The 26,820-nt window shown below is 31.7% G+C and carries 17 protein-coding genes; 5 read left to right on the forward strand and 12 right to left on the reverse strand.

Annotated features, from left to right (window positions below; all coding sequences use genetic code 11):
* The first annotated feature begins 74 nt into the window (after window positions 1-74).
* Genes ACNG5D_RS08855 through ACNG5D_RS08865 form a run of 3 tightly spaced genes read left to right on the forward strand, consistent with a single transcriptional unit; the run spans window position 75 to window position 5,929 of the window.
* Complete coding sequence (locus tag ACNG5D_RS08855) at window positions 75-3,167, forward strand: hypothetical protein (RefSeq protein WP_418183156.1); 3,093 nt, start codon at window positions 75-77, stop codon at window positions 3,165-3,167.
* Between the two features lies 1 nt (window position 3,168).
* Window positions 3,169-4,404, forward strand: coding sequence for a hypothetical protein (locus ACNG5D_RS08860; RefSeq protein ID WP_418183157.1), 1,236 nt, complete (start codon window positions 3,169-3,171; stop codon window positions 4,402-4,404).
* On the forward strand, window positions 4,394-5,929 hold the full coding sequence (locus ACNG5D_RS08865) for a glycoside hydrolase family 2 TIM barrel-domain containing protein (RefSeq protein ID WP_418183158.1): 1,536 nt from the start codon (window positions 4,394-4,396) through the stop codon (window positions 5,927-5,929). The genes ACNG5D_RS08860 and ACNG5D_RS08865 overlap by 11 nt, the downstream gene beginning before the upstream one ends.
* A gap of 2 nt (window positions 5,930-5,931) precedes the next feature.
* Here the strand turns inward: ACNG5D_RS08865 and ACNG5D_RS08870 are convergent, their stop codons facing one another.
* From ACNG5D_RS08870 to ACNG5D_RS08880, 3 genes are read right to left on the reverse strand one after another with little or no spacing between them, the layout of a single operon-like run.
* Window positions 5,932-7,134, reverse strand: coding sequence for a glycosyltransferase (locus ACNG5D_RS08870; RefSeq protein WP_418183159.1), 1,203 nt, complete (start codon window positions 7,132-7,134; stop codon window positions 5,932-5,934).
* 42 nt (window positions 7,135-7,176) lie between these two features.
* Window positions 7,177-8,433, reverse strand: a complete 1,257-nt coding sequence (locus ACNG5D_RS08875; RefSeq protein WP_418183160.1) for an oligosaccharide flippase family protein — start codon at window positions 8,431-8,433, stop codon at window positions 7,177-7,179.
* A gap of 28 nt (window positions 8,434-8,461) precedes the next feature.
* Complete coding sequence (locus tag ACNG5D_RS08880; RefSeq protein ID WP_418183161.1) at window positions 8,462-8,746, reverse strand: STAS domain-containing protein; 285 nt, start codon at window positions 8,744-8,746, stop codon at window positions 8,462-8,464.
* Between the two features lie 357 nt (window positions 8,747-9,103).
* On the opposite strand from ACNG5D_RS08880, the gene ACNG5D_RS08885 reads away from it, so the two are divergent.
* Window positions 9,104-10,240: a response regulator gene (locus ACNG5D_RS08885; RefSeq protein WP_418183470.1), complete on the forward strand. Its 1,137-nt coding sequence runs from the start codon at window positions 9,104-9,106 to the stop codon at window positions 10,238-10,240.
* Between the two features lie 115 nt (window positions 10,241-10,355).
* Window positions 10,356-12,416: a tetratricopeptide repeat protein gene (locus tag ACNG5D_RS08890; RefSeq protein WP_418183162.1), complete on the forward strand. Its 2,061-nt coding sequence runs from the start codon at window positions 10,356-10,358 to the stop codon at window positions 12,414-12,416.
* 3 nt (window positions 12,417-12,419) lie between these two features.
* On the opposite strand, the gene ACNG5D_RS08895 is transcribed toward ACNG5D_RS08890, so the two are convergent.
* The 9 genes from ACNG5D_RS08895 to ACNG5D_RS08935 form a co-directional block, all read right to left on the reverse strand.
* Window positions 12,420-15,668: a type ISP restriction/modification enzyme gene (locus ACNG5D_RS08895; RefSeq protein WP_418183163.1), complete on the reverse strand. Its 3,249-nt coding sequence runs from the start codon at window positions 15,666-15,668 to the stop codon at window positions 12,420-12,422.
* A 113-nt stretch (window positions 15,669-15,781) separates the two neighbouring features.
* Window positions 15,782-18,367 (reverse strand): DUF6923 family protein, encoded by a 2,586-nt coding sequence (locus ACNG5D_RS08900; RefSeq protein WP_418183164.1) that lies wholly within the window; start codon window positions 18,365-18,367, stop codon window positions 15,782-15,784.
* A gap of 245 nt (window positions 18,368-18,612) precedes the next feature.
* The gene (locus ACNG5D_RS08905; protein ID WP_418183165.1) at window positions 18,613-19,326 is read right to left on the reverse strand and encodes a LytR/AlgR family response regulator transcription factor; all 714 of its coding nucleotides are present in this window, start codon (window positions 19,324-19,326) and stop codon (window positions 18,613-18,615) included.
* Between the two features lie 7 nt (window positions 19,327-19,333).
* Window positions 19,334-19,651 carry an Hpt domain-containing protein gene (locus ACNG5D_RS08910; protein WP_418183166.1) on the reverse strand — a complete coding sequence of 106 codons (318 nt, stop codon included), beginning with the start codon at window positions 19,649-19,651 and terminating at the stop codon, window positions 19,334-19,336.
* A gap of 3 nt (window positions 19,652-19,654) precedes the next feature.
* Window positions 19,655-20,713 carry a sensor histidine kinase gene (locus tag ACNG5D_RS08915; RefSeq protein ID WP_418183167.1) on the reverse strand — a complete coding sequence of 353 codons (1,059 nt, stop codon included), beginning with the start codon at window positions 20,711-20,713 and terminating at the stop codon, window positions 19,655-19,657.
* On the reverse strand, window positions 20,713-21,846 hold the full coding sequence (locus ACNG5D_RS08920) for an FIST signal transduction protein (protein ID WP_418183168.1): 1,134 nt from the start codon (window positions 21,844-21,846) through the stop codon (window positions 20,713-20,715). Before ACNG5D_RS08920 ends, ACNG5D_RS08915 begins: the two co-directional genes overlap by 1 nt.
* 3 nt (window positions 21,847-21,849) lie before the next feature.
* The gene (locus tag ACNG5D_RS08925) at window positions 21,850-23,829 is read right to left on the reverse strand and encodes a PAS domain-containing sensor histidine kinase (protein ID WP_418183169.1); all 1,980 of its coding nucleotides are present in this window, start codon (window positions 23,827-23,829) and stop codon (window positions 21,850-21,852) included.
* Between the two features lie 115 nt (window positions 23,830-23,944).
* Window positions 23,945-24,355, reverse strand: coding sequence for a response regulator (locus ACNG5D_RS08930; protein WP_418183170.1), 411 nt, complete (start codon window positions 24,353-24,355; stop codon window positions 23,945-23,947).
* Window positions 24,356-24,510: 155 nt separating this feature from the next.
* The gene (locus tag ACNG5D_RS08935; RefSeq protein WP_418183171.1) at window positions 24,511-26,808 is read right to left on the reverse strand and encodes an FdhF/YdeP family oxidoreductase; all 2,298 of its coding nucleotides are present in this window, start codon (window positions 26,806-26,808) and stop codon (window positions 24,511-24,513) included.
* Between the last annotated feature and the right edge of the window lie 12 nt (window positions 26,809-26,820).

A 26,820-nucleotide genomic window follows, 5' to 3' on the forward strand; every position in this document is an offset into this window, starting at 1 on the left:
TTAAATTAGCTAAAGTCTTACATTTGTATAGACGAATGACCAATCTGTATAGATAAATAAAAATTAAAATTCATTTGAAAGCCAAAAAAACCAACACCCTTTTAATATTGGCATTAATAGTAGGCATAGCTTTTCATGGCTCTGCTATTTTTTTCACTTTAGAATCTACTTATGATGCTTTAATTCATTTATTTTTTGCAGATCATTATGCTAATAGTTGGTTCGATCCCTGGGAATATAGATGGTATACAGGGTTTACCGTGCAATCTTACCCGCCATTAGTACATCAAGTTATTGGTTTACTATCTTATATTGGTGGGCTAAAATTTGGTATGTACTCTGTAGCCTTAATAGCTATTGTATTATTTATTACTGGAGCCTATCGCTATACTTTATTAATGACAGGAAGCCGTAGAGTAGCTGGATACGGAGCCATTTTAGCAGTTTTCTCGTCTACTTTTGTTGAAACACTACATATATTTGGCCAGTTACCAAGTGTTACCGCGCTTTCTATTTTACTGCACTCCATGACCGAAATATACTTATGGATAAAAACAGGAAAACTACGTTATTTTTTCACCTCGGCTTCTATGTTGGCAGTAACAGTAACATCGCATCATGTAACACCAATTTTTGGAATGGTATTTTTTATAGCTCCATTAATTGGCATGGCTGTAATGGATGCCGCTCGAGAACGTGTAAGCACAAATAACGAGCTTACTTTTAAAGTGTTTTGGAATACCACACTTAAGCACTTTTGGCCTATTGCAAAATTTGGAGCTACTGGCTTGTTTTTAATTATTTTTTGCATTTTCCCGTATTGGTATAATTCCAAAAGAAACCCAATTACTCAGGTAGCTATACCACATGGATCGCGCGATAATTTTTTAGAAGTAACCTCTTCTGGTTTGGTATTTTTTATTATTCCGTGGGGTATCTTTCTTTTTGTTTTGCCCTATTTCTTTTATAGATATTTTAGTAAACGATATATTTTCTTTGGGCTATCTTTTACTTTACTAACCATTTTAGGTACAGGAGGCACAACGCCAATACCATTAATGATGCTTGGCGAAACCGCTTTTAATATTCTTACATTAGATAGATTTACGCTTTGGGCAACGATTATGGCATTACCTATTTTTGCCGAATTTGCTTACAGAATGGTAGAAGGCGATTTAAAAACTTTAATGCAACATAAATTTGGCGGGGTTTACCATAGAGTAATTGGAGGCTTAATAGCCGGTGGTATGCTATTTATGGTTGTTTTTACTATGACGCTTGGTTACTTTAGGCCATCGCAACCCGCTAAAATTAAAATGCTACCTATTGTTAATTTTCTTGGTGCAGATTCGCATGATTCTTGGCGCTACTTACCCTTAGGTTTTGGCGACCAAATGGCATGGCTATCTGCTCAAACAAATGCTATGACGGTAGATGGAAACTACCATTCTGCACGAAGACTACCAGAACTTACTACAAGAGCTATAGAACGTATAGAAAACTCGAAATTTAGAGGTGTAGAAGGTATAGGATCTTTACAACAATTTTTAACAGTTCCGGAGAAATACAATTTAAAGTATATTTTTTCTAACGATAAGTTTTACGACCCTATACTGTATTATTGCGGGTGGCAACGTTTGCAACAGCTTGAAAACGGTATTATGGTTTGGGAAAAATTAAATGTAGACCCAATACCGCAAATTATGCCTAAACAAGACGTGCCTACCATTATGAAAATTATGTGGGGCGTAATACCAATATCTACAGTATTAATAGCTTTTATTATTAATATTCAAATGGTATGGGTAAGGCTATTAAAATCTAGAAAAACAGAAGAACATTCCTTTATAAAACTAGAACTACCTTATAACAAATTTCCGTCTAAACTTTTAATAATTTCTCATTTTTGGGCCTTACTTATGTTAATTTGCATGGGCTTTGGTATTTATCAGTTTTATATTAAAAATGTAGCACAACTATCGCCTAACAACGTTGTTGAATCTTATTATGATGCGCTAGATTTTAAAGAATTTACGAGAGCTCATTCTTACCTCGATCCTGCAAGTAATATAGATATTGCCCAATATATGCTAGAGGTTTCGGTAACCGATGGCATATTAAGCTCTTATGCTAAAATGGATTCGTTAGGCATTGAAATTTACGACAAAACAAAAACTAGCGCTAAAGCTAAAGTGGTTACTAGTTGGATAACTCCTTTAGAAACCATTTACTCTAAAGATTATCATGAACTGGTTAAAATAGATAATAAATGGTATATCAAACCTTCAAAATTTGATAATGATATTCCACCAGATCAACTTTTTACTGCTAATACAACTACATTTTATAATCATGGTCGAAGAAAAATTACTACTCAAGAAACATATCATGAAGATGTTTTAAAACAACCCGTGTTAGAAATCTTATCGGCTAAACTTGTTAAATACAATGGGCAGTATAGCATTATAGGCGAACTACAAAATGTAGATAACACACCCGCCGATATTGTTATAAAAGCCACACTCTATAATGATAATAATAAAGAACTGGCAAACTATAATGCAAAACACCAAGTAAAGCATAAACTAATGCCTAAAGAAACTACCACATTTAAAATTAATTTTGAAGGTATTGCATGGTCTTCTACTAAAGACACACTACCACCCACTTTTAACCCAGACCAATTTACTCCTGTTAGTTTTAACGAACAACCTACCAAATTCAATATACAATCTGCTGGCAATACAGCCAATACAGATTTATACAAACACGTAGCCTTACAAGATTTAGAATATACAGACCAAGGTTTTAATGGGGTTTTATTTAACGCAGGAGTTCAAGAGGTAACCATACCCCAATTAATTATCTCATATTACGATAAGGATAATAATTTACTTTGGGTAGATCATAAATTTATAGCCGAAGGTGTACGCATACAACGCAAACAATTTTTTAACTACAAGCCTTTAAACCTAGATAGTTTAAAAATTATAAATAGTAGCTTAGAAAATTGTTTTGTAAATGGTTCGCCCAATAAATCTATAGCCGATAAAATATTTCCTAACAGAAAACAACATCATGGAAAACAACAAACTCAACCTTTTAAAGGAAAAGGATTTGATTATTTAAAATTTGAAATTAACAGCTATATAGGCAACCCTAAATAATATGCGAATTACAGTTATTATAATTTTAAGTTTCATTTTTATATGTTGCACTTCAAAAAATGAAGAAGCGCAAAAACGGCCTATAACTCCAAATACTCGTTTAATAACAACGCAAAAAAAATTTACTGCTGGCGATAGTATTTCTTTAAGCTTTAAAACAAATATTCCTAATAATAATTATAAATTACTAATTAAAAATGCTTTTGGTAACACGCTTTTATCTACAGCTAAAAATAATAACACCAAAATAACATTTAAACTACCAAAAAACTACACTAAGCTCGCTGGACCTTGCACATGGAAACTCTTATTTAATAATAAAAATATATTAAATGGCAAGTTAAACATAAGCTCAAATACACAAAAAGCAACGCATACCGAATCCTATTTTGGTCCCAGAAGTGTAACTGCTGGTTATAACGATTTTTCAATGCTTACAGTATCTCCTACCGATGTTTACGACAACCCTTTAGATGATAATACAGCTGTAACAATTAAATACCAATTTCTAGAAAACATTAGCGAGGTAAATGTTAAAACAAAAAATTTTATAGCATGGTATAATGTACAATCTACAACCAAATCTGGTAGAATATTAGTAACATCGGCTTGTAACGGTACAACATCAAAAGAACTTACTACCATTGTTTACCCAGCAAATGCTACTAATTTTAAAATTAAAGCCACTAGTGCACACCATTTTGCAGATGGTAACCAAATATTAACTTTAAAATCTAATATTATAAAAGATAAATTTGGCAACCAAGTTAGTAACGGAACACTAGTAACTTTTGTTATTAAAAACAACAACGCTTACCTGTATACTGTAGGAACCACATTAAATGGTATTGCAGAAGCCAAAACACTACACCCAGACAAAGCATCAACATGGGAAATTCAAGCCTTTATAACAGGTGCTGCCGAAAGTAACACTATAACCTACAATTTTAAATCTGCAATAAAAGACTATCCCGTCCATTTTTCTAAAGGAAATAGAAATATTGATATTGGGCCTTTTGAAAGTTTTATGACGCAACTTGTTCCAGACGGCGTATTATTACAATTAGATATTTACAACAACAATGGTAAATTTATAGAAACTAAAAAAACAACAACAAAAAATGGAAGTTGTAACATTTATTTAGGCGCACATTTTTTACCCGAAGGTCGTTATAAACTAAAAATAAAAGCCGCAGGAATAACCAAAGAATTTACTAAAAACATACATGACAATTAAACTAAATAAAACATTATACAGAGTTATTTTAATGCTCTCTTTTATAGCATTAAACGCCCTTATTATTTTTGGTATTGGCGCCGCTTGGGCTTTTATGAATACTGGAGCAGACAAAACCTCTATGCTACACCTAGAAGTACCAATGGAAGATGTGTATAAACCCAGTTTAAAGTGGATTAATTTAAAAAATCCTGGCCGGGTTATGGAACAACAAGCGTTAAGCGAAATTAGTAATGATTATATGAATGCTTGGCATGTTAGAAATATAGCGTATAAAAAAAACGATCGTTATGGTATAGAAGATTTTTATACAGATAGTGCAAGAGTAAGGTTATATGAAAACATAGACTTAAACCTTGAAAAAAACCTTTGGTATAAACGTACTACATTAAACCACAATTCGGATTTAGATTTTTACTCGGCCGATGGCACCATGGTCGTTTTTAAAGATTATAACGTTGAAGAATACCAAGAAATTTATAAAGCAGATAAACTTTTATTTACTGAAAAAGACACAACAAGTTACCAAGTTATGATGCTTTTAGAAGATGGATTTTGGCGTATAAGACATCTTAAAGAAATTGAATCTCCTATTGATACCACTAAAACTAGACCTAGAAACATTAAAAAACATTTAGCTAAAATTAAACATTTAAAAGGCCTTAACTACTACCCTAAAGACTCGCCTTGGGATACTTTTGGTAAAAAATATAACGACACCATTATAAATAACGACTTTAAAATTATTAAAGCATTGGGCTTAAATACCATTAGAATATTTATTCAATATGAAGATTTTGGTAAAAATAAAATTGATAGTAAAAAGTTAGATTTATTAAAAACAACGCTAGATATTGCCCATAAAAACAACTTAAACGTGCTTATAACACTATTCGATTTTTATGGCGATTATGATGTATCTAACTGGACCCTTACCCACCGACATGCCGAAACTATTGTTAAAGCAGTAAAAAATCATCCTGCATTATTAGGTTGGGATATAAAAAACGAACCCGATTTAGATTTCGATTCTAGAGGCAAACAACGTGTTTTAGCTTGGCTAGAACAAATGCTAGTTAATATTAAAAAATGGGATAACAAGCACCCAGTAACTATTGGTTGGTCTTCTCCTGAAGCTGGCACAGAACTTATTAACCATGTCGATTTTGTATCTTATCATTACTACCGCGATATTAATAATTTTATACAAGCCCACAACACCCTAAAAGAAAAAGTAAAAGGCAAACCTATACTATTGCAAGAATATGGAGTTTCCTCTTATACAGGTTTATGGAAACCTTTTAGCTATAATGAAGCAGATCAAGCTCAATTTCATAAACACACGCAAGCGCTGTTTGCTAAACATGAAATTCCTTTTATGTTCTGGACTTTATACGATTTTAGCAATATCCCTACCGAAGTAGTTGGCAGACTACCGTGGAGAAAAAAATTACAAGAACATTATGGTATAATAAATAAAAATGGCAAATTAAAACCAGCTTTTAAATACATTTCTAAAAAGTAGTATTAGGCTATTACCGCACTAGCTTTATTCTTTTTACTTATTATGGCTTTAAAATTCTCGATATACAACGCTGCTATTTGCGACATAGGATGTGCTGTAGCGGCTTTATAATTAGTTTTTGCTAATTCTAATCGGTAAGCATCATTTGTTACTATAGCTTCAATAGCTTTAGCTAAACTTTCAACACTTGTAGGATCGAAAAACTCTCCTCTATAACCTTCATCTTGAACCAATAAGGCTAAATCGCCTAAATCTGGCATAATAACAGCTTTACCATAGCTTCCGGCTTGATGCAAAACACCAGAACTTCCAGTTGTAGATGTGTATGGAAATACAACTACTGTGCTTTCATTAAATATAACAGGCACATCTTCTTCTTCAACATAACCCGTAAACCTAACTTGAGGTACATGCTTATAATCTCGTTGTACTTTATCTAAATATCCTGGTACATTAGGATTGTCTCTTCCTGCTATAACAACCTCTAAATCTAGGCCTGTAGAGGCTCTAACCATCTCGACAGCTTCAATCATGCCTTCTACTTTTTTATATGTACCAAATTTTCCAAAAGTCATAATTTGCAAAGGTCCGTCGGGTAATAAATAATCTGGTTCTTCTGGAATTTCAAATGTACCGTGCGGTATTAACTTTACATGCTTAGCACCGTATTTAGCTTCTAAAATATCAACATATTTTTGCATGGTTACAGCTACAGTATCGGCTTGCAAAATTAATTTAGTTAATGTTGTACCTATAAACCCATAAATTTTTTGCATTAATTTATTGGATGTAAAACCAGCACTTCCTAAATCTACTTCCTCTAAAATATTGTGTAATAAAACAATACTTGGTGTTTTTTTAAGCTTACAAACAAGTGGTAACATTAAACCTAATGCCGCAGCTATTTTTTTGTCGCCAAACTTCATAAACTGTAAATTAAATAATACTGCATCTGGTTGGGTTTCATTTAATGCTTTTTTTACAGTTAAAATATTTTTATAACTATTAAAAGCCCAACACTCTTTCACAATTATTTTACATCCTGCCTCTGTAAATTGTAAATCTTTTACTTTTTCAGTTTTATCGGTTAATAAAATAAGTTCTGTTACGTCTTCATTTTGTCTAAATTGCTTAACTAAATGATAAGCATATTCGTTTAAAGTGACTTTACTAGGCGGGTAAGCTGTTACAATGGCTAATTTCATAAGTTTGGGTTTTATGTTTTTAACACGTTCTAATTATTAGAGTTATGCTAAAGTTGGTTTAGATTTTATTTGTTCGTATTTAAAAAATATAAGTTGGATAATTAGTAATAAAAGCATCGCTATAATTTGCATATGCACTACTTGTGCTAAACTATCATGATAAAAAATAACTAATACCATTTGTAGCATACCAAATATGCCAGAAATAACCACAGGAATATATTTATCTAAAGATAAATAGTAATATGCAAAAATATTAGATATAGCAAACATAGAGGTTGCTATAGCGTATTTCCATAATAAAGGCGCCATAGCAATATAACTTTTACCAAAAAGTAAAGTAATAATAGTTTCTGGAAAACTTAAGCAAGCCAAAATTATTGTAATAGAAATTGCTGCTATATAACCTATATATTTAAAAAGTGTTGGAGCTGTTTTTTTACCTTCTTTTTTAAGCTGAACAACGGTTGGTAATAATAGCATAACAAACATCCAGGCAATAAAATATACGATTCTGCCAATTAATGCTAAAGATGCATATAAACCAGCTTCGTAAGAATCGAAATAATGTTTAACTAAAAGTATATCGCTATTATTAATTATAATTTGGGTAAGCTCATAAAAGGCTGTTATAATAAAAAAACTTTTAATTTCTTTAGCCTGTAATTTACTTAACACCAAAGCTTTTTTAGGTACTAATGTAGGAAACCTAAAAGGTATTAAACCAAATACAAACGATGCTAAAATACCAACTGCTATAACTACAGACGATTGTATATTAAAAATTAAAATTAGCCCTAATGTTATAATTAAACGGCTTAACATTTCGCCTTGGTATGTAATAGATAACAATTTAAATGCTTTTTTACCTTGAAAAACACCTCTATTAACACTCATTAAAAAATATAATGGCACACCGCAACCAAAAACAATAAACATATTAGATGACGATGTGTTAAACACCTCTTGTAAGTAACCCGCAAACAAAACAATAAGCAAGCCCATTACAACACCAACTAAAAGTGCATTTTTATATATTTTAGACACAAAGCTTTTAAAAACTTCATTCTCAAAAAGCACAGAAAATTTGGCAGTTACTAATTGAAATGTCATGGCTGCAAAACTTAATACAAGCAAAAAAGTAATTAAAACTGCAGCATCTGCAAACTGTGCTGGCCCTAAAACACGGCCAAGTATTAAATTATACAAATAATTACCGCCATTAACCGCCAAAACGCTTAGCATAAAAAGCTGTTCTGGTGTTATTTTTTTAGATTTTATTATAGTTAAAATTTGCATGTGTTCTATTTAAAAAATTAAAACTAGTTTATGCGGCCTCTAACCCAGATAAATCTATAAACTCATAAATATCTTTACAACCATATCCTATAACACAAAACGTTTTATTATTTAATTTGGCTGTATAAAAAAGATCTTCTATAGCTTTTAATCCTTCTTTATTAATAGAAGTTACTTTATCTATATTTATAGTTACGGCATTGGTATAAGCCAATAAAAACTCTAAACGCTCTTTAAACTGTTTAAGTGTTGTTGTGTTAATAACTCCTTCTAACAAAAATGTTCCGTGGTCTTCTTTAATTGTAAGTGACATAAGTTGGCATGTTTAAATTAATAATACGTTGCGCCCTGATACAAATATCTATCAAGAACTATTAGAGGGAATGCAAATTTCGTTTAATAACGGTTTGCTTTAGATGAATGAATTAATTGTAATGGTTATTAAATAATTTTACGGTTTATAGTTAAAAAAATAATGCTTGTTAAAAACTTAAATATTAAGAAAATTTTAATGTTTTTGAGCACAATATCTGACAAATATAACATTTTGTCGATAAATAAATCAAATTTATGATACATTTCTTTCAAAATTATATTACATTTACCACAAATTTAATACAAATAGAAGCTATTTAAATAGTAAAATTAACCCCAAATCCCTACTATTATGATTAAAATTTTAGCTATTGATGATCAACAATTAATACTGTTATCATTAGAAAAACACTTATCCGATTTAGGTTTCGATATTAAATGTGCTAGCTCTGGCGAAGAAGGCTTAGCGCTTTTTGATTCGTACAAACCCGATATTGTTATTGTTGATATTAATATGGACGGCATGTCTGGATTAGACGTTGTAAAAACCATTAGACTTGAAAAAAAATCGGATACAAAAATTTTAGTCCTTTCTGGAAACACAAATGAAGATACGATTATTGATGGTTTTGATTTAGGTATAGATGATTACATGAAAAAACCCGTATCGTTAAATGAGGTAACCGTTAGAATAAATAGAATATTTGGATTAAAAACCAATAAAGTACAAAACAACGATAAAAAAGAACAAATGCTACAAGAACGTTGTGTTGGTGTTGTTATTCCTTGTTATAATGAAGAAGAAAGACTGTCTAGCAAAGAGTTTTTAGACTTTGTAGATAGTAACTTAGGTTACCATTTATGTTTTGTAAACGATGGTAGTAAAGATAATACATTAGAAGTTTTAAACAATTTAAGAAAAGGACGCGAAGCCAATATTAGTGTTTATAACTGCGAAAAAAACGGTGGTAAAGCCGAAGCCGTTAGGCAAGGCATTTTACATTTAGCTGAAGACCCTCAACTAGATTATTTAGGCTATTTAGATGCCGATTTATCTACAGATTTTAGAGATTTTGATGATTTGGTAAAAACCATTGAAAATTCAGATTTTAAAATTGTAAGCGGTTCTAGAATGGCCAGAATGGGTGCTAATATTGCCAAAGAATCTGCCCGTGCTATAATAAGTAAAACCATAAACCTTATTATTCGAACCATTTTAGGTATGTCGTTTAACGACACGCAATGTGGTGCAAAAATTATGGATAAAGATATTGCTAAACACATGTTTAAAGATAAATTTATAACACGCTGGATTTTTGATGTTGAAATTTTTATGAGAATGCGTAAACACTACGGAAAACAAAAAGCCATTTCCTATATCTGCGAGCAACCCTTAAAACGATGGATACATGCCGATGGCTCTAAACTATCCATGCGAGATTCGGTTCAAATTGTTGGTCAACTAGGGCAAATAGCCTTACATTACAGATAAAATAACTTAAAATTAATAGCAACCTAAAAGGCTTTGTAATTATACATACTAACGTAATTATTGGCTACCGCTCATTATAATTAATTAACTTGCACTTGTAATAAATAAAAATTATATGCCTTTAAAAAAGTTATTTGTTTTACTTACTATTTTAACCTCAATGTTAACGCAAGCGCAAGATATGCAAGAGGGTTTTACCTTTCTAGAAACAGGTAAATACAATAAAGCAGAAACCTTTTTTAAAACCATATTAAAAGACCACCCCAATAACAAAACTGCCAGATTATGTTACGGAAGAGCCATTGGGCTAAACGGAAAACCCGATAAAGCCAACACTCTTTTCGCTAATTTATTGGCCGATTATCCTTCAGATTTTGAAGTAAAACTAAATTATGGCGAGTCTTTATTATGGACAAGCAATTTTACCAAAGCAAAAACCTTTTTTAAGGCCTTAATTGATGAAGATCCTACAAGCTTTGCCGCTTTATTAAGTTATGCCAATACCCTATCTAACTTAAAAGCCTATAACGATGCGTTAATATATGTAGATAAAGCTTTAACAGTATTACCAGGAAACCCAAACGCATTAACCTCGAAAAAATACATATATTTAGGATATGCCTACCAAAACCAGCAAGCTAAAAATTACGACCAAGCCGAAATTCTTTTAAAAGAAAATTTAAAACTTTTTAAAGACGATAAAGACACCCTTTTAAATTTAGCAAACCTCTATTTAATATCTGGAGCATTTAATAACGCAGAGGCAACCTACAATACCATAGCCAAAAAACCAGAAAATAAAACTATAGCTTTAAACGGATTGGCCTTAGTAAAACACTTAAAAGGAAAAGAAAAAGAAGCCCTAAACATTAGCCAACAAGCCTATAACACCATAGCAACATTACAGGATACAACGCTAATACAACAAACGCAAGAGCGTTATATACAAGCATTAATTTGGAATAAAAAGTATAAAAACGCACAACAAATAATAAACACGTTAATAGAAGCACAACCAAATGCCAATTGGGTTTTAGCCTTACGTGCCACTTTAAACATTTATAAAAGCAATTTTAAAAAAAGTGTTGCAGATTACAACCGTATTTTAGTAAACGATAGCAGCTCGTTTGATGGCAATTTAGGAAAAGCAAATGCCGAAAAAGCTATTGGTAATTACGATAACGCCTACAAATCGGCCGAAAACACATTAACCTTTTATAACGAGCAAAAAGATGCCACCAACTTTATAAAAACACTAAACACGAGCTTTACACCGTTTTGGGAAACCAAAGCCTCCTACTCTTTTGATAATGGAAATAATAAAGCCTTTGGTGTTACAACAAAAATAGAGTTTCCTACCTCTACAAAGTTTAAGTGGTTGGCTAATTATGGTTACAGAACTACAAGTAATAAAGTAACTAATAACGATGCTACATCGCACGATTTTTCGTTGGGTTTGGCATACCAATTATTACCAAGCATTACTTTTAACGGTACGGCCGGAGTAACATCGGCAAAAGCAAATACAAGCGATTATACGCAATTAGTAACCAACTTTTCGTTAAACATTAAACCTTTTAAATTACAGGTTTTAGATATTGGTTTTAAAAGCGAAATACAAAGTTTTAATGCCGAGTTATTAAATCGAGAAATTGTAATGAATAACATGTATGTCAATTACAGCGTAAGTACCAATTTTAATTTAGGTTGGTTTACGCAGTATTTTTATACCTGGCAAAACGACGAAAATGCTAGAAACCTATTGTTTACCTCGTTATACTACAATATTTTACCAAAACCATCGCTTAAAGCGGGTTTAAATTACCAATACATTACCTTTAAAAACCAAGTGCCAACCATTTATTTTAGTCCCGAAAAATTTAATGCAGGCGAAGTATTTGTAAATATTATTAAAGATGAAGCCATAACAAAACCCAAAGCATGGTTTTACGAGCTTACGGCTGCCACAGGTTTACAATATATTGAAGACGATAGTAGCCAAAGTACCTACCGCATACAAGGTAAATTAGGTTATAAGTTTTCTGAACGTGCTATTTTAAACCTTTTTGGCACACGTAGTAATATTGCCTCGGCAACTGCCGCTGGTTTTACTTTTAATGAAATTGGCTTAAGGTTTAAATGGTATTTGTTTGATGCTCCAATTTTTAGAAAATAGTAATTACTCAATATCTATTTTATCAATCTTATCCATTATACTACCTGTTTCTGTTAAGGCAACTATAATTTTTTGATAGTGTAAAATATCTTCAAATTTTAGCTCTCTTTCCTTACGGTCTTTTAGCCATTTTTGTGCGGGTTGATAACCACCAATATAAAACTCCCAAGCCGTTACAGGAATGTTATTAAAATATTTGCTTTCGTTTATCCAAATTCTGCCTAATTGTTTTTCGGTATCAATAATTTCCCAATCTTTCTTTCCTATTTTTGTGGTAATTACATTATGGTCTGTTTCTGCACCTTCTGCCATGTTGTAACTGGTAATGTAATCTTCTACTTTTGGGCTTTCTAACAAATGTATTTTACGCATTTGACTACCAAAATTTACCAAACGCCAAAAATTATATGGATTTGTTGGAAAAGGCACTCTTGGAAAATCTATTTTTAAAAACTCCTTGTATTTTTCTCTATAAGTTGGCGAATGTAAAACAGCATAGATGTAATCTAGCAAATCTATTGGGCTAAACTCTGTGGGGTAACCTTCTAAATAGCAACTTAAATCTAGCTCGTCTTCACGCTCTGCTATAAATGTTAACCCTATTTTTTTTGCAATTTGGTTTACTATGTCTGGGTTTAGGTTGGGTGTTCGTTCGTCTCCTTTGAAAATGCCATCTTCTTCATCTGGGTATAAATAAAGAGGAAATATATTGTTAATATTATAGGCACTACAAGTTTTATGTCCTGAAATAAATTTAGAAATAAAAACACCAGAACTCTCTTTTTCTGGCACTTGTTTTGGGCAGATTATGCTAAAATTATCTCTTTTAAAAATATGACTCATCACTTCGCCTCTTGGCATACAATGAAAACCTTTTGAAATTCCGGTATAATATGTAAACCTATTTTCAAAAGGTCGATAATTAATTTGTACGATATTTGAATAATCTAAACCAGAATTATTCAAATCGTTTCTTGCTCCTGAAACAGACCAATCTCGAACATCTTTACCAAGTTTAAACTTAATTCTCGCACTTTCATCATCCAAACTAATAAATTCTTCAAGAGTCTTTTCAACCTCTTTTTTTGAAAAATGAATAGTAAAAGCATCTCTTGCAGTTACTATTCCTGCTGAATTTATTAAAAATAATTTGTTAAGAGAAAATCCTTTAGTATAATTTTCTTCAGCTTCAAAATCTTTTTGCACCATAAAATAGTTAGGTGCTTTATTTGGCAATTCTACATAATCAATTGTCTTTAAACTACTTTTCAACAAAAAATCATATTTTTCATCACGTTTTCCAAATAAATCATAGTGAAAAACTTTTCCTAATTGGTTAATTTTCTTCTTCCCTGTTTTTACAAAAATAGTAATAGCGACACCTTGCATAATGTCAAATACATTTTGGTCTGGTGAACCATCTGGACAAACTTCCTTTTTCTTAGAGTTACCGTGCAAATCTATGGTGTAAATTATATCGTAGGTTTTAAGCAAATTCCAACGCATACCTCTAAATGTTGGGTTGTCTAAAAAACCGTGCGGATTGATAAAGGCTAATACACCACTTCCATTTTTTTCAATATAATGCTGACTGTAACGTATAAATTTTACATAATCGTCATTTATCCATTTTGGATTTCGTTCTTTTAATTTTTCTTTTCCTCCTGGTTCTTTTTTATAGTCGTGCATTAAATCCATAATCCACTTCCCCTTATTGGCACTTTCGCCACTATAAGGCGGATTTCCAATAACACACATTACAGGTGTATCTCGTTTTATATGATTGGCTTCGTTGGCTTCACTACTTAACCAATTGCTAAAAAGTGTTCCTGTATCTTTATGGTGTTCTTCTAACGAGTTGGTTAAATACACATTTAAGCGTTGGTTTTTAGTGGATTTATAACCTGTTTCGCGCAACAGCATATCTAGTTTTAAATGTGCCATGGCGTAACTTGCCATAAGCAGCTCGAAACCGTTTAGTCTTGGTATTAAGTGCTCTTCTACATAACCACTCCATGCGCCTTGCATGGCTTTAAAGTTTTTGTTGTAAATAAACTTGACTACTTCGGCTAAAAAAGTGCCTGTACCAGTTGCTGGATCTAGTATTTGTACTTTGTGTACCTCGCGTTCTATTTGTTTGTAACCTGTTGCAGAACGTTTATCGGGTGTTTGGGTGTCTAATTTTATTTTGGTTTTACTGGTATCTGCTAAACCTTGTGGTAAATTAAATTCGGTTTTTAAAATATCGTCTACGGCGCGCACTATAAAATTTACCACAGGTTCTGGGGTGTACCAAACACCGCGTGCTTTACGTAATTTTGGGTCGTATTCTGCCAAAAATGTTTCGTAAAAATGAATTATTGGGTCGTGCATTTGGGTTGCTTTTCCAAAATGCTGCAAAAGTTGCTCTACATTTGTAGCTCTAAACACTTCGGCAAGGTTATCTACCACGGTTACAATACGCTCGTCTATATCTGGTCCTGCAATGTAGCCAAAGAGTTTACGTAAAAAAGGGTTAGATTTTGGTATGAGTTCTGCGGCTTCTTGGCGGCTAAAATCGTTTAAAGTTGGGTCGTGCAATCGTGCTGCAAACATACCATAAGCTAAGGTTTGAGCATAAATATCGGCAAAACCTTTGGGTTGTAAATCGTGTATTAGTATTTGCTTAAAGGTATCGTATTGTCCTTTTAACGAGGTGTTTTCTTGTGTTTTTTCGTCGCTTGTTATGGCACGTTCTAAAATGTCTTGTAATAAACGTGCTTTACCAGCCATCATTTCTGCCAATTTTTTTGACGATTTAATGGTTTGCCCAACGTGTGTACAAAAATCTTTTATTAAGTTTTCAAATTTCGAAAAGTTTTTGGGAATTGGTTTAACGGTATTGTTTTCAATATCGCCAATTTTTATTTCGTGAACTAATACGCCGTTTTGAAAAAACTGAAACCAGATATAATCTGTAATTATTAAATTGTCGAGTGCTTTTTTGTAACGCCCAAATTGTTCTTTGTACAATTTACTGTTTAAGTCTTTACCTATATCTTTAGCTTCAATGTAACCCACAGGAATTTTTCCTTTTGTAATTACATAATCTGGGTTTCCGCAATTGGTTACGTTTGCAGGTTCGTTGGTTATGTCTACATGTTGTACTAAATTTCTAATTAGTGCTTCTAGATCGCCTCGGTAAGAATGTTCTCTTGATATTCCAGATTGAAGTCTTTTACTTACTATGTCTACGTACTGTGTTATGGTCATTTTATCACTCTAATTACTTCCAAATACTAAAGAGTGAAATATACTACAATTAATATAAAAAAAGGCAAAAAACTTTCGTCCTTTGCCTTTTAAAATAAATAATCTGCTATTAATTAATCCATCAGTAATTTTGTTGTTTTATAATTAGTTAAGTTACTTTTAATGGTACAAAAGTATATACCTGCACTTAAATTATCTCGTTTTAAAATTACTTGGTTGTTTCCTGGTTTTGCATCAACTTGAATTTGTTTTACTAAACGCCCTATTTGGTTATAAACTAGTACACTTACAGTTTCTGTATTTAAAGCAGTAAAGTGTATTGTAGTTTGTAATGCCATTGGGTTTGGTATGGCTAATGTTTCTAATTTATTAGCGTTTTCTTCTTTAACAGACAGGGCGTTTTTAGCAAAATGTACTTGTTTTAAGTTCATTACTTTGGTTTCTTCAACACCATTTCTGGCTAACATGGTAAATACTATAGATGTAATATCGTTAGTTTCAAACGGTACACCGGTATTTGAAGTAAATGCCGAAAGTGGTATGGAATAGTTGGCTAAATTTTCTGTTAATTCTATACTTGTTTTATATTGCGCTTCCCAATTACTAACACTTTCTTTTACTAATCTTATAATAAGTGTTCCTGTACCTTTTGCTTGCAAATTAAAGTTGCTATACTCGGTAAAATCTATAGGGTTAAATTTTGGTGTTAAGGCTCTGTATGCTGCAATATAATCGCTTGTTGTGGCTTCTAGGTTTATGTTTCGTTCTACTTGGTAAACATCATCATTAAAAGCTACGCTATTAGTTTCTACGGTGTAATTTGTAACGGTTGTACTTGCAGCGGCATCATCATACCCCCAAGGACCATCGGACATAAATAAATCGTCTGGAGTTTTTACACCATCGCCAATTCTAAACCCTATATCAAATAAACTTCCTGCATCTACTTCAATATTAGAAATATAACTACCTGTTAAATCTATATTTGTCGATACGTTTTCTACAACATCAACTTCGGTTTCTCTTAAACCGCCATCAAAAACAACAGCTTCGCTTCTATTGGTATTTACTATTTGTAAGTTTAATTTACCGTTTTGGTATTTTCCAGATCTAACAAATACAGTTGGTGGCGTAGAGTTATTATAACTTGTTACGGGTTGTTGCACATCTAGCAATCTTACAACCTCTTCGCCAAGTTTTATTAAATCGTCTAAAGAGTTAGACCATATTTGAAAATTATAAAAGCCTACATTGCTTTCGTATTTATCTAAATTCCAATGGCTTTCTATTCCAAAATTAGCACCGCCGTTTATAGATTTTGCCGAAAGGCTTAAAGCGAATTCTAAATTGCCTTCTACATTTCTTATTAGTGCTTTTATAAATTGTTGTCCATTAATTTCCATGGTCGATACCGATATTAATTGGGCACCTAACAACCTGTCGCAAATATATTTTGTATGCTCGTATACGCCTACATCTGTTTTTAATAATAAAATGGACGCTACGGCATTATCATTCCTTAAATAATCTACAGAATAAACTTCGGTTGCATTGGTTATACCTATTAAATCGTCTGGTGAAGACTCTATAGCGGTATCTTCGTTTATAACTCCTAAAGGAATAATGTCTGATAATTGAAAACCGCTTCCTTTTTTGGCATTAACTTTTTTACCGTATTGTGCCGTTTTTGTAAAGCGCTTTGCGGTAGCTTTATTAAATTTATAACTGTTTTTTGCTCTATTAAAGTTACGTTTACTTATTTTTTCTGCTAATCTGTTATTACTTTCTAATCCGCCTTCGTTAGCGCTCGATGTTATAGAGGCTTGTATTACAGGGCAACCAGAATAACCAGAACATGAAGGGTCTTCGCAATCAATTAACCCGTCGCCATCATCATCAATACCATTATCGCATATTTCTTGTGGTACTGGTGCGGTAGGGCAACGTGCACCATCGTTTTGAGAACTTGATGGGCCAAAGGCAAATAAGTTTGACTCGATAGCATTTAAACCTGTTAAATCTTGTACGTTTTGTATAACATAAATAGTTCCTGTTTGGTTAGCCGATATGTAAAAACGCCCAGAAGCATCAAAATAAACAGCGCCATAAGTATAATTTAAGCCAGAAAGAATTGGTACAACACCTAATGTTTCCATACTGCCTGTTTCGGCATCTATTCTATATAAAATATTGGTACCTTTTTCTACGGCATACAATTTACCATCAACAGCATTAAATGCCCAGTCATGAATACTAATGTTTTGAGCAAGGGTTTTAGTTGTTATGTAATTACCGTAATTTGCAGACTCTGGGTTTACATCTACAGCGTAATAACTAGTGCCTCCACCTTTTAAATAATAAACACCTGCATTACTAACATCGCCTACATAACGGCCACTTGTTGGTAATTCGTCTATATAAAATGTTGTGGTTTGAAAATTTTTACCAATACGTACAATGGTTTTTGCTGGTGTACTTAATGAGCCCCAAATATATCCATCGGCTGGATTATAAGCAGTTGCGTTAATATTACCAGGAGTAACATCGGTTGCTACTGTATATGAGTTTCCGGATGCTAAATCGATAGCATATACATCGTTATACTGAAATAAATAAGCGTTATAGTCGCAATAAAACGGAGTGTCTTGTGCTATAAGCGAACTTGAAATTAATAAGGCAAATAGTAATAGTTTTTTCATGACTGTATAGATTTGGTATATCAAAAATAGGTTTAAACCAAATGTTGTACTGATAATTTTCGTTAAGTGAAAAATTACTGTAGACGAATGGTTTAAATATATAGATGAATGGTATAAATTAATTCTTCAATAAATGTATGAAAAAACACATATTAAACAGGATATTTATTACAAAACATGATATATTTTAAAACAAATAATCGATTAAACACCTATTTAATCGACAAAATGCAGTTTAATAAAAATTATAATAGATTTAATCGTTTCATTAACTCTGGACGATTAGAGCGGCTTACAGGTACGACATCTTTTTTAATTAAAACGCTATTGTCTTCAATATCTATAATTTTATGGATATTAATTATGTAAGAACGGTGCACTTTTAGAAACAAATCGGTAGGTAATTTTTCTTCTATTTTTTTTAGCGTAGAATGTACTGTAAAGTTTTGGGCTTCGGTTTTTATATTAATATAATCGCCTTTGGCAACCACTAAATATATACTAGGTATATCTATTTTAATTAAGCGTCTATTAATATTTATATATAAATCGTTTACAGAGTTTGTTTCTGTATGCTCTGAAGTAGTATCGGTACTGGTTGAATTTATTACAATATTTTCTGCTTTACGAATGGCTTTTTCAAACCGAGGTAAAGTAATGGGTTTTACTAAATAATCGACAATACAATCATAATCAAAAGCTTCGATAGCAAATTGAGGATCGGAAGTTGTAAGAATTATTTTTGGCGGATTTTTTAATGTTTGAATAAAATCGAAACCTGTAAAATCAGGCATGTGTATATCTAAAAAAATAAGATCAATCTTATTTTGATTTAAATACTTAATAGCCTGCATGGCATTAGGAAAATCTTCTAAAATATTAATGCTTGAGATTTTAGAGCAAAGTTGAATTATTATAGCCCTTGCTGTAGCCTCATCATCAATAATAATACAATTCATATTAACATTATAAGCTTGCTAAAAAGTCTGTCATTATTTGCAAAATATTGTCAAATTCTTGTTTTTTTTCTGTATTGCCTTCCAATAGGTTATTTTCAAAATCAACAGCAACTTCGTAGCTTTTTTCAAGCCCTAAAATACTAATTTTATGCTTAAGTTTATGAACATTACTTGCAGCTTCTTTAAAATTATTATTTTCTATATTTTTAAAGTAAACGTCTTTCTCTTCTGGAAACTCAACGTTTATAATAGATATAAGTTTTTCTTTAAAGGCTTGATCGCCGCCAGAAAGCTTATTTATATAAGATAGATTAGGGTGTTCCATACATTATTTTTTTATTGTAAAGTGTATTGTTGTACCAATATTAATAGCAGACTCGACCCATATTTTGCCTTCGTAAGCCAACACAATTTTTTTGGCAATAGATAACCCTATGCCTGTTGCTGTAGAATTATTTTCTAGTTTTTGAAAGGGTTTAAATATTTTATCGAAATACTGTTTATCTATCCCTACACCATTATCTTTAACATAAAATTGCCAATGGTTAGGTTGTTTAGCATTACCTATTTCTAATAAGCCTTGCTTTTTATTGTTATACTTAATTGCATTATCTATTAAGTTTTTAAATAATTGTTTAATTCTAAATTTATCACCATTAATTGTAGGCATATCTGGTGCAATTTTAATTAGGATATGCTCTGGTATTTGGGTTTCTGCTAATATTTCATCAATAATAGCTTTGGTTTCTAATTGATATACTTGAGATTGTTTTTTGTTAATTGTAGAATAATTTAAGATACCGCTAATTAAATTATCCATTTTTTCTACATTATCTCTTATAAGTTTTAAATTTTCAGAATTATTTCCTGCTTTACTATCGTCGCTTTCTTGTTTTAACCATGAGGTAAGCGCATCTATACTTCTAAGCGGCGATTTTAAATCATGAGATACTAAATAGGCGTAGTTATCTAACTCTTCGTTTTGAGATTCTAGTTCGTTCATAAGCTTTTCTCTTTGCTTATTTATATGACTAATCTCGTTAGTTTGTTTGTTTATAAATTCTGCTAATTGCTGCGGGTTTAGGTTAAGTGTATTTTCTTTATTTTCTTTTTTGTTTTCTGTTTGGGCTGATGAATTAATAGCTTCTATTGCGGTATTTAATTGATCTATAATATTGCGTTGCAGTTGGGTTTCTTTTTTAAGTTGATTATTAGCCTCTATAAGCTCTTGAGAGCTTATTGCAGTTGCGCGTTGTTGCAATTGGTATTGATCGTCAAAATTATCGTATGATGTATTTACAGCATCTATAAAGGCCATCAAATCTTCATTCGAGACATTTTTATTGCTTAAATATTTATCTATTTGATGTTTTAATAACGCATTCATTACTCACTTATAAAAGTTATTGCTATTGATTGGCTATGCATTTTACACATATTTTCTTCATGTAAAGGTGCTATTTCACCATATCCATAAAAACCGCACACGGTTATTGGATGTTCTAAATTTTTATTTACTTCTTGAACTTCTTCTATAACACGTTGGTTTAATTTAATTTTTCTTCCTACTCCACTTACTAATAATGCTAATTGAGGTTTGTTACTTATTGGTTTATAGGCTTGTTGTATTGCTGTTTGTGTGGCTTTAATTAAATTGTCGGCACTTGTCATCATTAACTGTGCTTTAGAGTTTAATGGCACATCGCCAGCAAAAATCATGGCATTATACTCTTTATTTATGTTTAAAATAGACCGTATATAAGGTAAATCTTCTTGTTCGGTTTTTATTAAAAGCGGGTAATGTAAAGCCGATGCGGGTAAATTATTAGCTTTATCTCCTAAATACTTTTTATATAAATCTAAAGCTGGTTTATTATCTAGTTCGTATAAAATATTGCCTTTCGATTTGGTTATTATACGTTCTGGCCCAAAAGGTTGCCAACCATCGCTAATAGACGATGATATTTCTATATGCTCTCCATAAAATCCTATGGCAACAATTTCGCCATCTTTAGGGTTTTCGTTATACGATACCAAAGTTCTTTCAAACTTAATATTATCGGCACATAAACCGCCTGTTATTAAAACATTATTGCTTACCGAGTTATTCATGCCTTTAATTAACTCGCTTCCGTTAACAAAACTACCGTCTGAAATGACTAGAATGTATTTTAAATCGTCTTTTTTTAAGTTATTTACCAACCTAACGCCAGCGTCGTAACTATTTAAATTGGTTTGAGATAGGTTTATATGTTCTACGTTAAAGGTGCTTTTTTCTAGTTGTATTGCGGTAACAGTTAAACAGTCTTCGTAAATTGAGTTTGCTGTTATATTGCCTCCTGTAGAGCCAAATACAATATGGCCATCTGGAAATATTTTTTTAATTGTTGTATATACTTTAGAGTCTTCTAACACTATGCGTTTTCCAAAAACTAAAACTAATGGATTTACTAATTGTTCTGGAGGTGTTAAAAACTCCCAATCTTTATCTTTATATTTTCGTAATTGAACCGTTTTCATAATCTATTTTTTTAATGTAAAAAAGAAAGTGGTTCCTTTTGTTGGTTCGCTATCTAGCCATATTTGGCCTTCGTGCAAATCGATTATTTTTTTAACTATTGATAAGCCTATACCTGTAGAATCTTCGCGTTTATTTAGGGCTTGAAATATTTTAAATATTTTATCGTGAAACTTTTTTTCTATACCCATACCATTATCTTCTATTGAAAATTTGTAATGGGTTTGTGCATCTTCTACATTAATTTTAACAAATCCTTTTTCTTTATCTATAAATTTTATGGCATTACTTATAAGATTTTGAAATACTTGCTGTAGCTTAGTTTTATCTCCTTTTACTATAGGTAGTTTATTTAAAATGTCGATAGAAATATGGTCTGGTTTGTACATAATTTTAATTAAACTGGTTATAACCTCGTTTAAATTAACATCGACTTTTTCGTTCTCGTCTGCACCAATACTAGAATAACTTAAAACATCTGAAATAAGCTGATCCATTTTTTCTAGAGTTGTATCTATAAGTGCTAAATTTTGCATACTTATATCGTCTAGCTTCCCTTTGTTATCTTCTTTTAGCCAACTTACTAGTGCATTAATACTACGTAATGGCGATTTTAAATCGTGCGAAACAATATGGGCATACTCTTGCAATTCGTTATTACTTTTTTCTACTTTTTTTAATAGTTCTTCTTTTTGTAATTGTAAATTTTTAAAATCTGTAATATCAAAATTTATACCTATAGAGCCTACAAGCTCTCCTTTTACATTGTAGTTTGGTGCACCGCTTACTAACCAATATCGTATATCTCCTGCTTTATTTCTTATTCTTACTTCATATAAATCTGTTCTTCCTTTTTTTCTTGCTTTTACTTTTTCTTTTACTAGGTCTTTGTCTTCTTTTGCAGGTAAAAAATCTTTTCCTTTAACTCCAATAAGTTCTTTTTCGGTATACCCAGTCATTTTTGCAAAACTTTGATTTACCATTAAAATTCTATCATCAATACCAACTTCTACCATACCCAAATTCATGTTGGCTATAATGTTTTGATATTTTTGTTTTTGGAATTCTAAACTTCTATTAAAGTTTCTTTGTATGGTTACATCTCTATAATTCCACATGTGCCCTTTGTACTCATTATCAGTATTAAAAATAGGCACAAAGTCTCTTTCAAATATTTTTCCATCAACAGTTTGGAATTCTTCGTCTTTAATTAACTTTCTGTTTTTAACAGCTTGTTCTACGCTTTTTACAAAATGTTCAGGGTTTTTAAAAAGTGATTTGTTACGTTCGGCTGCTAAAGAGCAATCGTCGCCTTTTTGCATTAATGGTTTTCCTGTTTTTAAAAAGAAACCTACAAAGGCATCATTAATTAAAACCATTTTACGGTTTTCGTCTTCAACTAATACACCAGAATCTAGGTTTTTTAATAAATCGACTAATCGCTTTTCTGATTGAATTAAATTCGTTTCTATTTCTTTTTCTTTTGTAATATCTCTAACTATACCTTGTGCGGCCACAGGCGACCCTTTATCATATATTACACTTGCGTTTATGTGCACTATTTTTTCTTCCTTTTTTTTGGTAATTACAGTAACATTAAAATCTGTTAACGATCCGTTTTTAAGAAGTTTTTGAAATGATTCTGCTACACGTAATGCTTCACTTGGCTTTACCATTTCAAGCAAATTAAAGTCTTCTTTAGAGTTATCGAAGCCTAAGAGTTTAACAGCAGCGTCGTTCATTTTTAAAATATAGCCCATTAAATCCATAATGACATAGGCATCGACAATGTTTTCAAAAACACCTTGTAATTGAGAGTCGGCTTTATTTAAATCTGCTTCTAATGCTAGGTAGGATTGTTCTAGTTTTTTATTGGCTTGTAAAAGTTCGGTTGTTTTACTTTCTAAGGTTTTTTCTGCTAGTATTCTTGCTGCTTTTTCGCGAGCTAGTTCTTGTTGTAGAATTTCAATTTTATCTTGACTCATTAATTCTTATTAATTAAAAAAACTTAAACGCTTTGTTTATTTATTAATTCTAAGTCAAATATCTTTTTAAACTAATTGTAAAAAACTTAACAAAACAATACTTAAATGGTATATTTTAAACTTGAATTAATTCATTATCACTCCAATATGCCAGTATTTTTTCAATTTTGATTATATAGTCTTCATATTTTAAAGGTTTTAAAACATAACCAGCGACACCTATTTTAAAACACTCTAGCAAGTCTGCTTGGTTACTAGAAGTGGTTAATATTACTGTAGGTATATATTTTAAAACTTCATCTTTCTTTAAAATACTTAAAAACTCAATACCGTTAATTTTTGGCATATTCAAATCTAACAAAATAATGTCAGGTAATTCTTCTTTTTTTTCTAATATTTTTAATGCATCTTCTCCATTATTGGCTTCAACTATTTTATGTTTTAATTCTAATGATGAAATGGTTCTGTTAAATTTCATAACTTCTATCATATCATCTTCTATTAGCAATATATTTAAAGCTCTCATTTCTACTATTTTAATTAATTTATTACTAACAAATATAATTTATATTATAGCTGTAAATATTCTTATTCGTTTAACCTATATTTTAGTGTCGACGAATAACGTTTAAGTGTCGACTAATGGTATTTTAACATATTTTACATGCTTTATTTTACCTGTTATTTAACGGCATTAATAGTAACTTTAACACTTTTTGAAGCTGGTGTTTTGGCTGTATGGGCAAAACTACTTAAAGGCACTAGTACGTTGGCTTCTGGAAAATAAGTAGCACAACAGTTTTGTGGAATATTATAAGCTACAACTTTAAAATTATGAGCCTCGCGTATAACACCGTTATAATCTGATTTTAAATTTACTATTTGGTGCTCTTTTAAATGGCGTTGTTTCATATCGTCGTGATTCATAAAAACAATACGTCTTTCGTTAAAAACACCTCGATAACGGTCGTTTAACCCATAAATTGTTGTGTTGAATTGATCGTGACTTCTAATAGTCATCATAATTAGCTCATCAGTTTTAAGTTTCCATTCGGGTAATTTATTAATAGAAAAGTTGGCCTTTCCTGTTTTGGTTTTAAATATTCGCTCTCTTGCGCCATTAGGTAAGTAGAAACCAGCAGGTTGTTTTAATTTTTTATTATAATCTTTAAAACCATCTACAACCTCAGCTATATCATCTCGTACTAAACTATAATTGTCTTGATATTGCAGCCAATTAATTTTTGATTTTTCTTTTAAAGTGGCTTGAGCTATACCACAAACAACGGCCACTTCGCTAATTATTTTTTTAGAGCAAGGCTCTAAAACTCCTTTTGTTGTATGTACAACACCCATTGAGTTTTCTACACTTTGTACTTGAATACCTGTTTTTTGATAATCTTTTTCGGTACGCCCTAAACAAGGTAGTATTAATGCTTCTTTACCTGTTACCAAATGCGATCTATTAAGTTTTGTACTTACATGAACTGTTAAATTACAATTGGCTAATGCTTGCGCAGAATATAAGGTATCTGGAACTGCTGATATAAAATTACCGCCTAAACCAAAAAACACTTTGGCTTTGTTTTCGTACATAGCTTTAATAGCATCGATTACAGAATAACCATGTTTATTTGTTGGTTTAAAGCCATATTTTTTTTCTATTTTGTCTAGAAATGCTTGGGGTGCAGATTCCCATATACCAACAGTTCTATCGCCTTGCACATTGGAGTGCCCTCTAACCGGGCAAGTGCCTGCCCCTTCTTTACCTATACTGCCTTTAAGTAATAGTAAATTTACTATTTCTCGAATATTATCAACCGCATTTTCATGCTGGGTTAAGCCCATGGCCCAACATATAATAATTTTTTTATTATTGAGAATTAAATTAAAAACTTCATTAAACACAGATAAGGTTACTCCTGATGCTTTTAGGCAATCATTAAAATTATACTGTTTTAAATCTGCTATAAATGCTTTGTAACCAGAAGTAAAATTATTGATAAAGTCTTGATTGAAAACGCCTCCTATTGTTTCTTCTTTTTCTAATAATTTTAAAAGTAAAGCCTTAAAAAAAGCCACATCGCCATTAATAGTTATAGGTACATACACATCTGCTATTTGTGTGCCGCCTTTTAATAATTTTTGGGGGCTTTGCGGATTAGTAAATTTTAGCAATCCAGCTTCGGGAAGTGGGTTTACGGCAATAATTTTACCTCCATTATTTTTACATTTTTCTAAAGCTGTAAGCATTCGCGGATGGTTTGTACCTGGATTTTGGCCAACCACCATTACAACCTCGGCTTTATACAAATCATCTAGAGTTACCGAACCTTTGCCTATACCTAATGTTTCATTTAGCGCGCTACCACTTGCTTCGTGACACATATTGGAACAATCTGGTAAATTTGATGTACCAAATTCGCGCACAAATAATTGATATAAAAAAGCAGCTTCGTTTGTTGTTCTTCCCGAGGTATAAAAAACAGCTTCATCAGGATTATTTAATGCGTTTAAATGCTGGGCTACTTTTTTAAATGCTTTTTCCCAAGAAATGGATTGATAGTGTTTTTCTCCTTTTGCTAAAAACATAGGTTCTGCTAATCGGCCTGATTTACCTATTTTAAAATCTGACCATGTTGATAATTCATCAACACTATAGGTCTTAAAAAACTTAGCATCTATGGTTTTATTTTGGGCCTCTTCTGCTATGGCTTTTATACCGTTTTCGCAGTACTCACCTAGCGAAGACCTTTCGTCATCTGGGTCTGGCCATGCACAACCAGGGCAATCAAAACCACCTTTTTGATTTATTTTAAACGATAACTTTAAAGCCTTAGCAGGATTCATGTACTTGGCAACTTGCCCTACAGAATTTTTAATAGCAGAAAACCCAACGCTATTTTTAGCACGTTGGGTTGTTTTAAGTTTTAAAAAATCTTCTGATGTTTTTGCCTTTTCTTCTGGCGATAAACTCATATATAATTTGTG

Origin of the sequence: Algibacter ulvanivorans (assembly GCF_048381495.1) — a bacterium.
Classification (GTDB): Bacteria; Bacteroidota; Bacteroidia; order Flavobacteriales; family Flavobacteriaceae; genus Algibacter_B; species Algibacter_B ulvanivorans.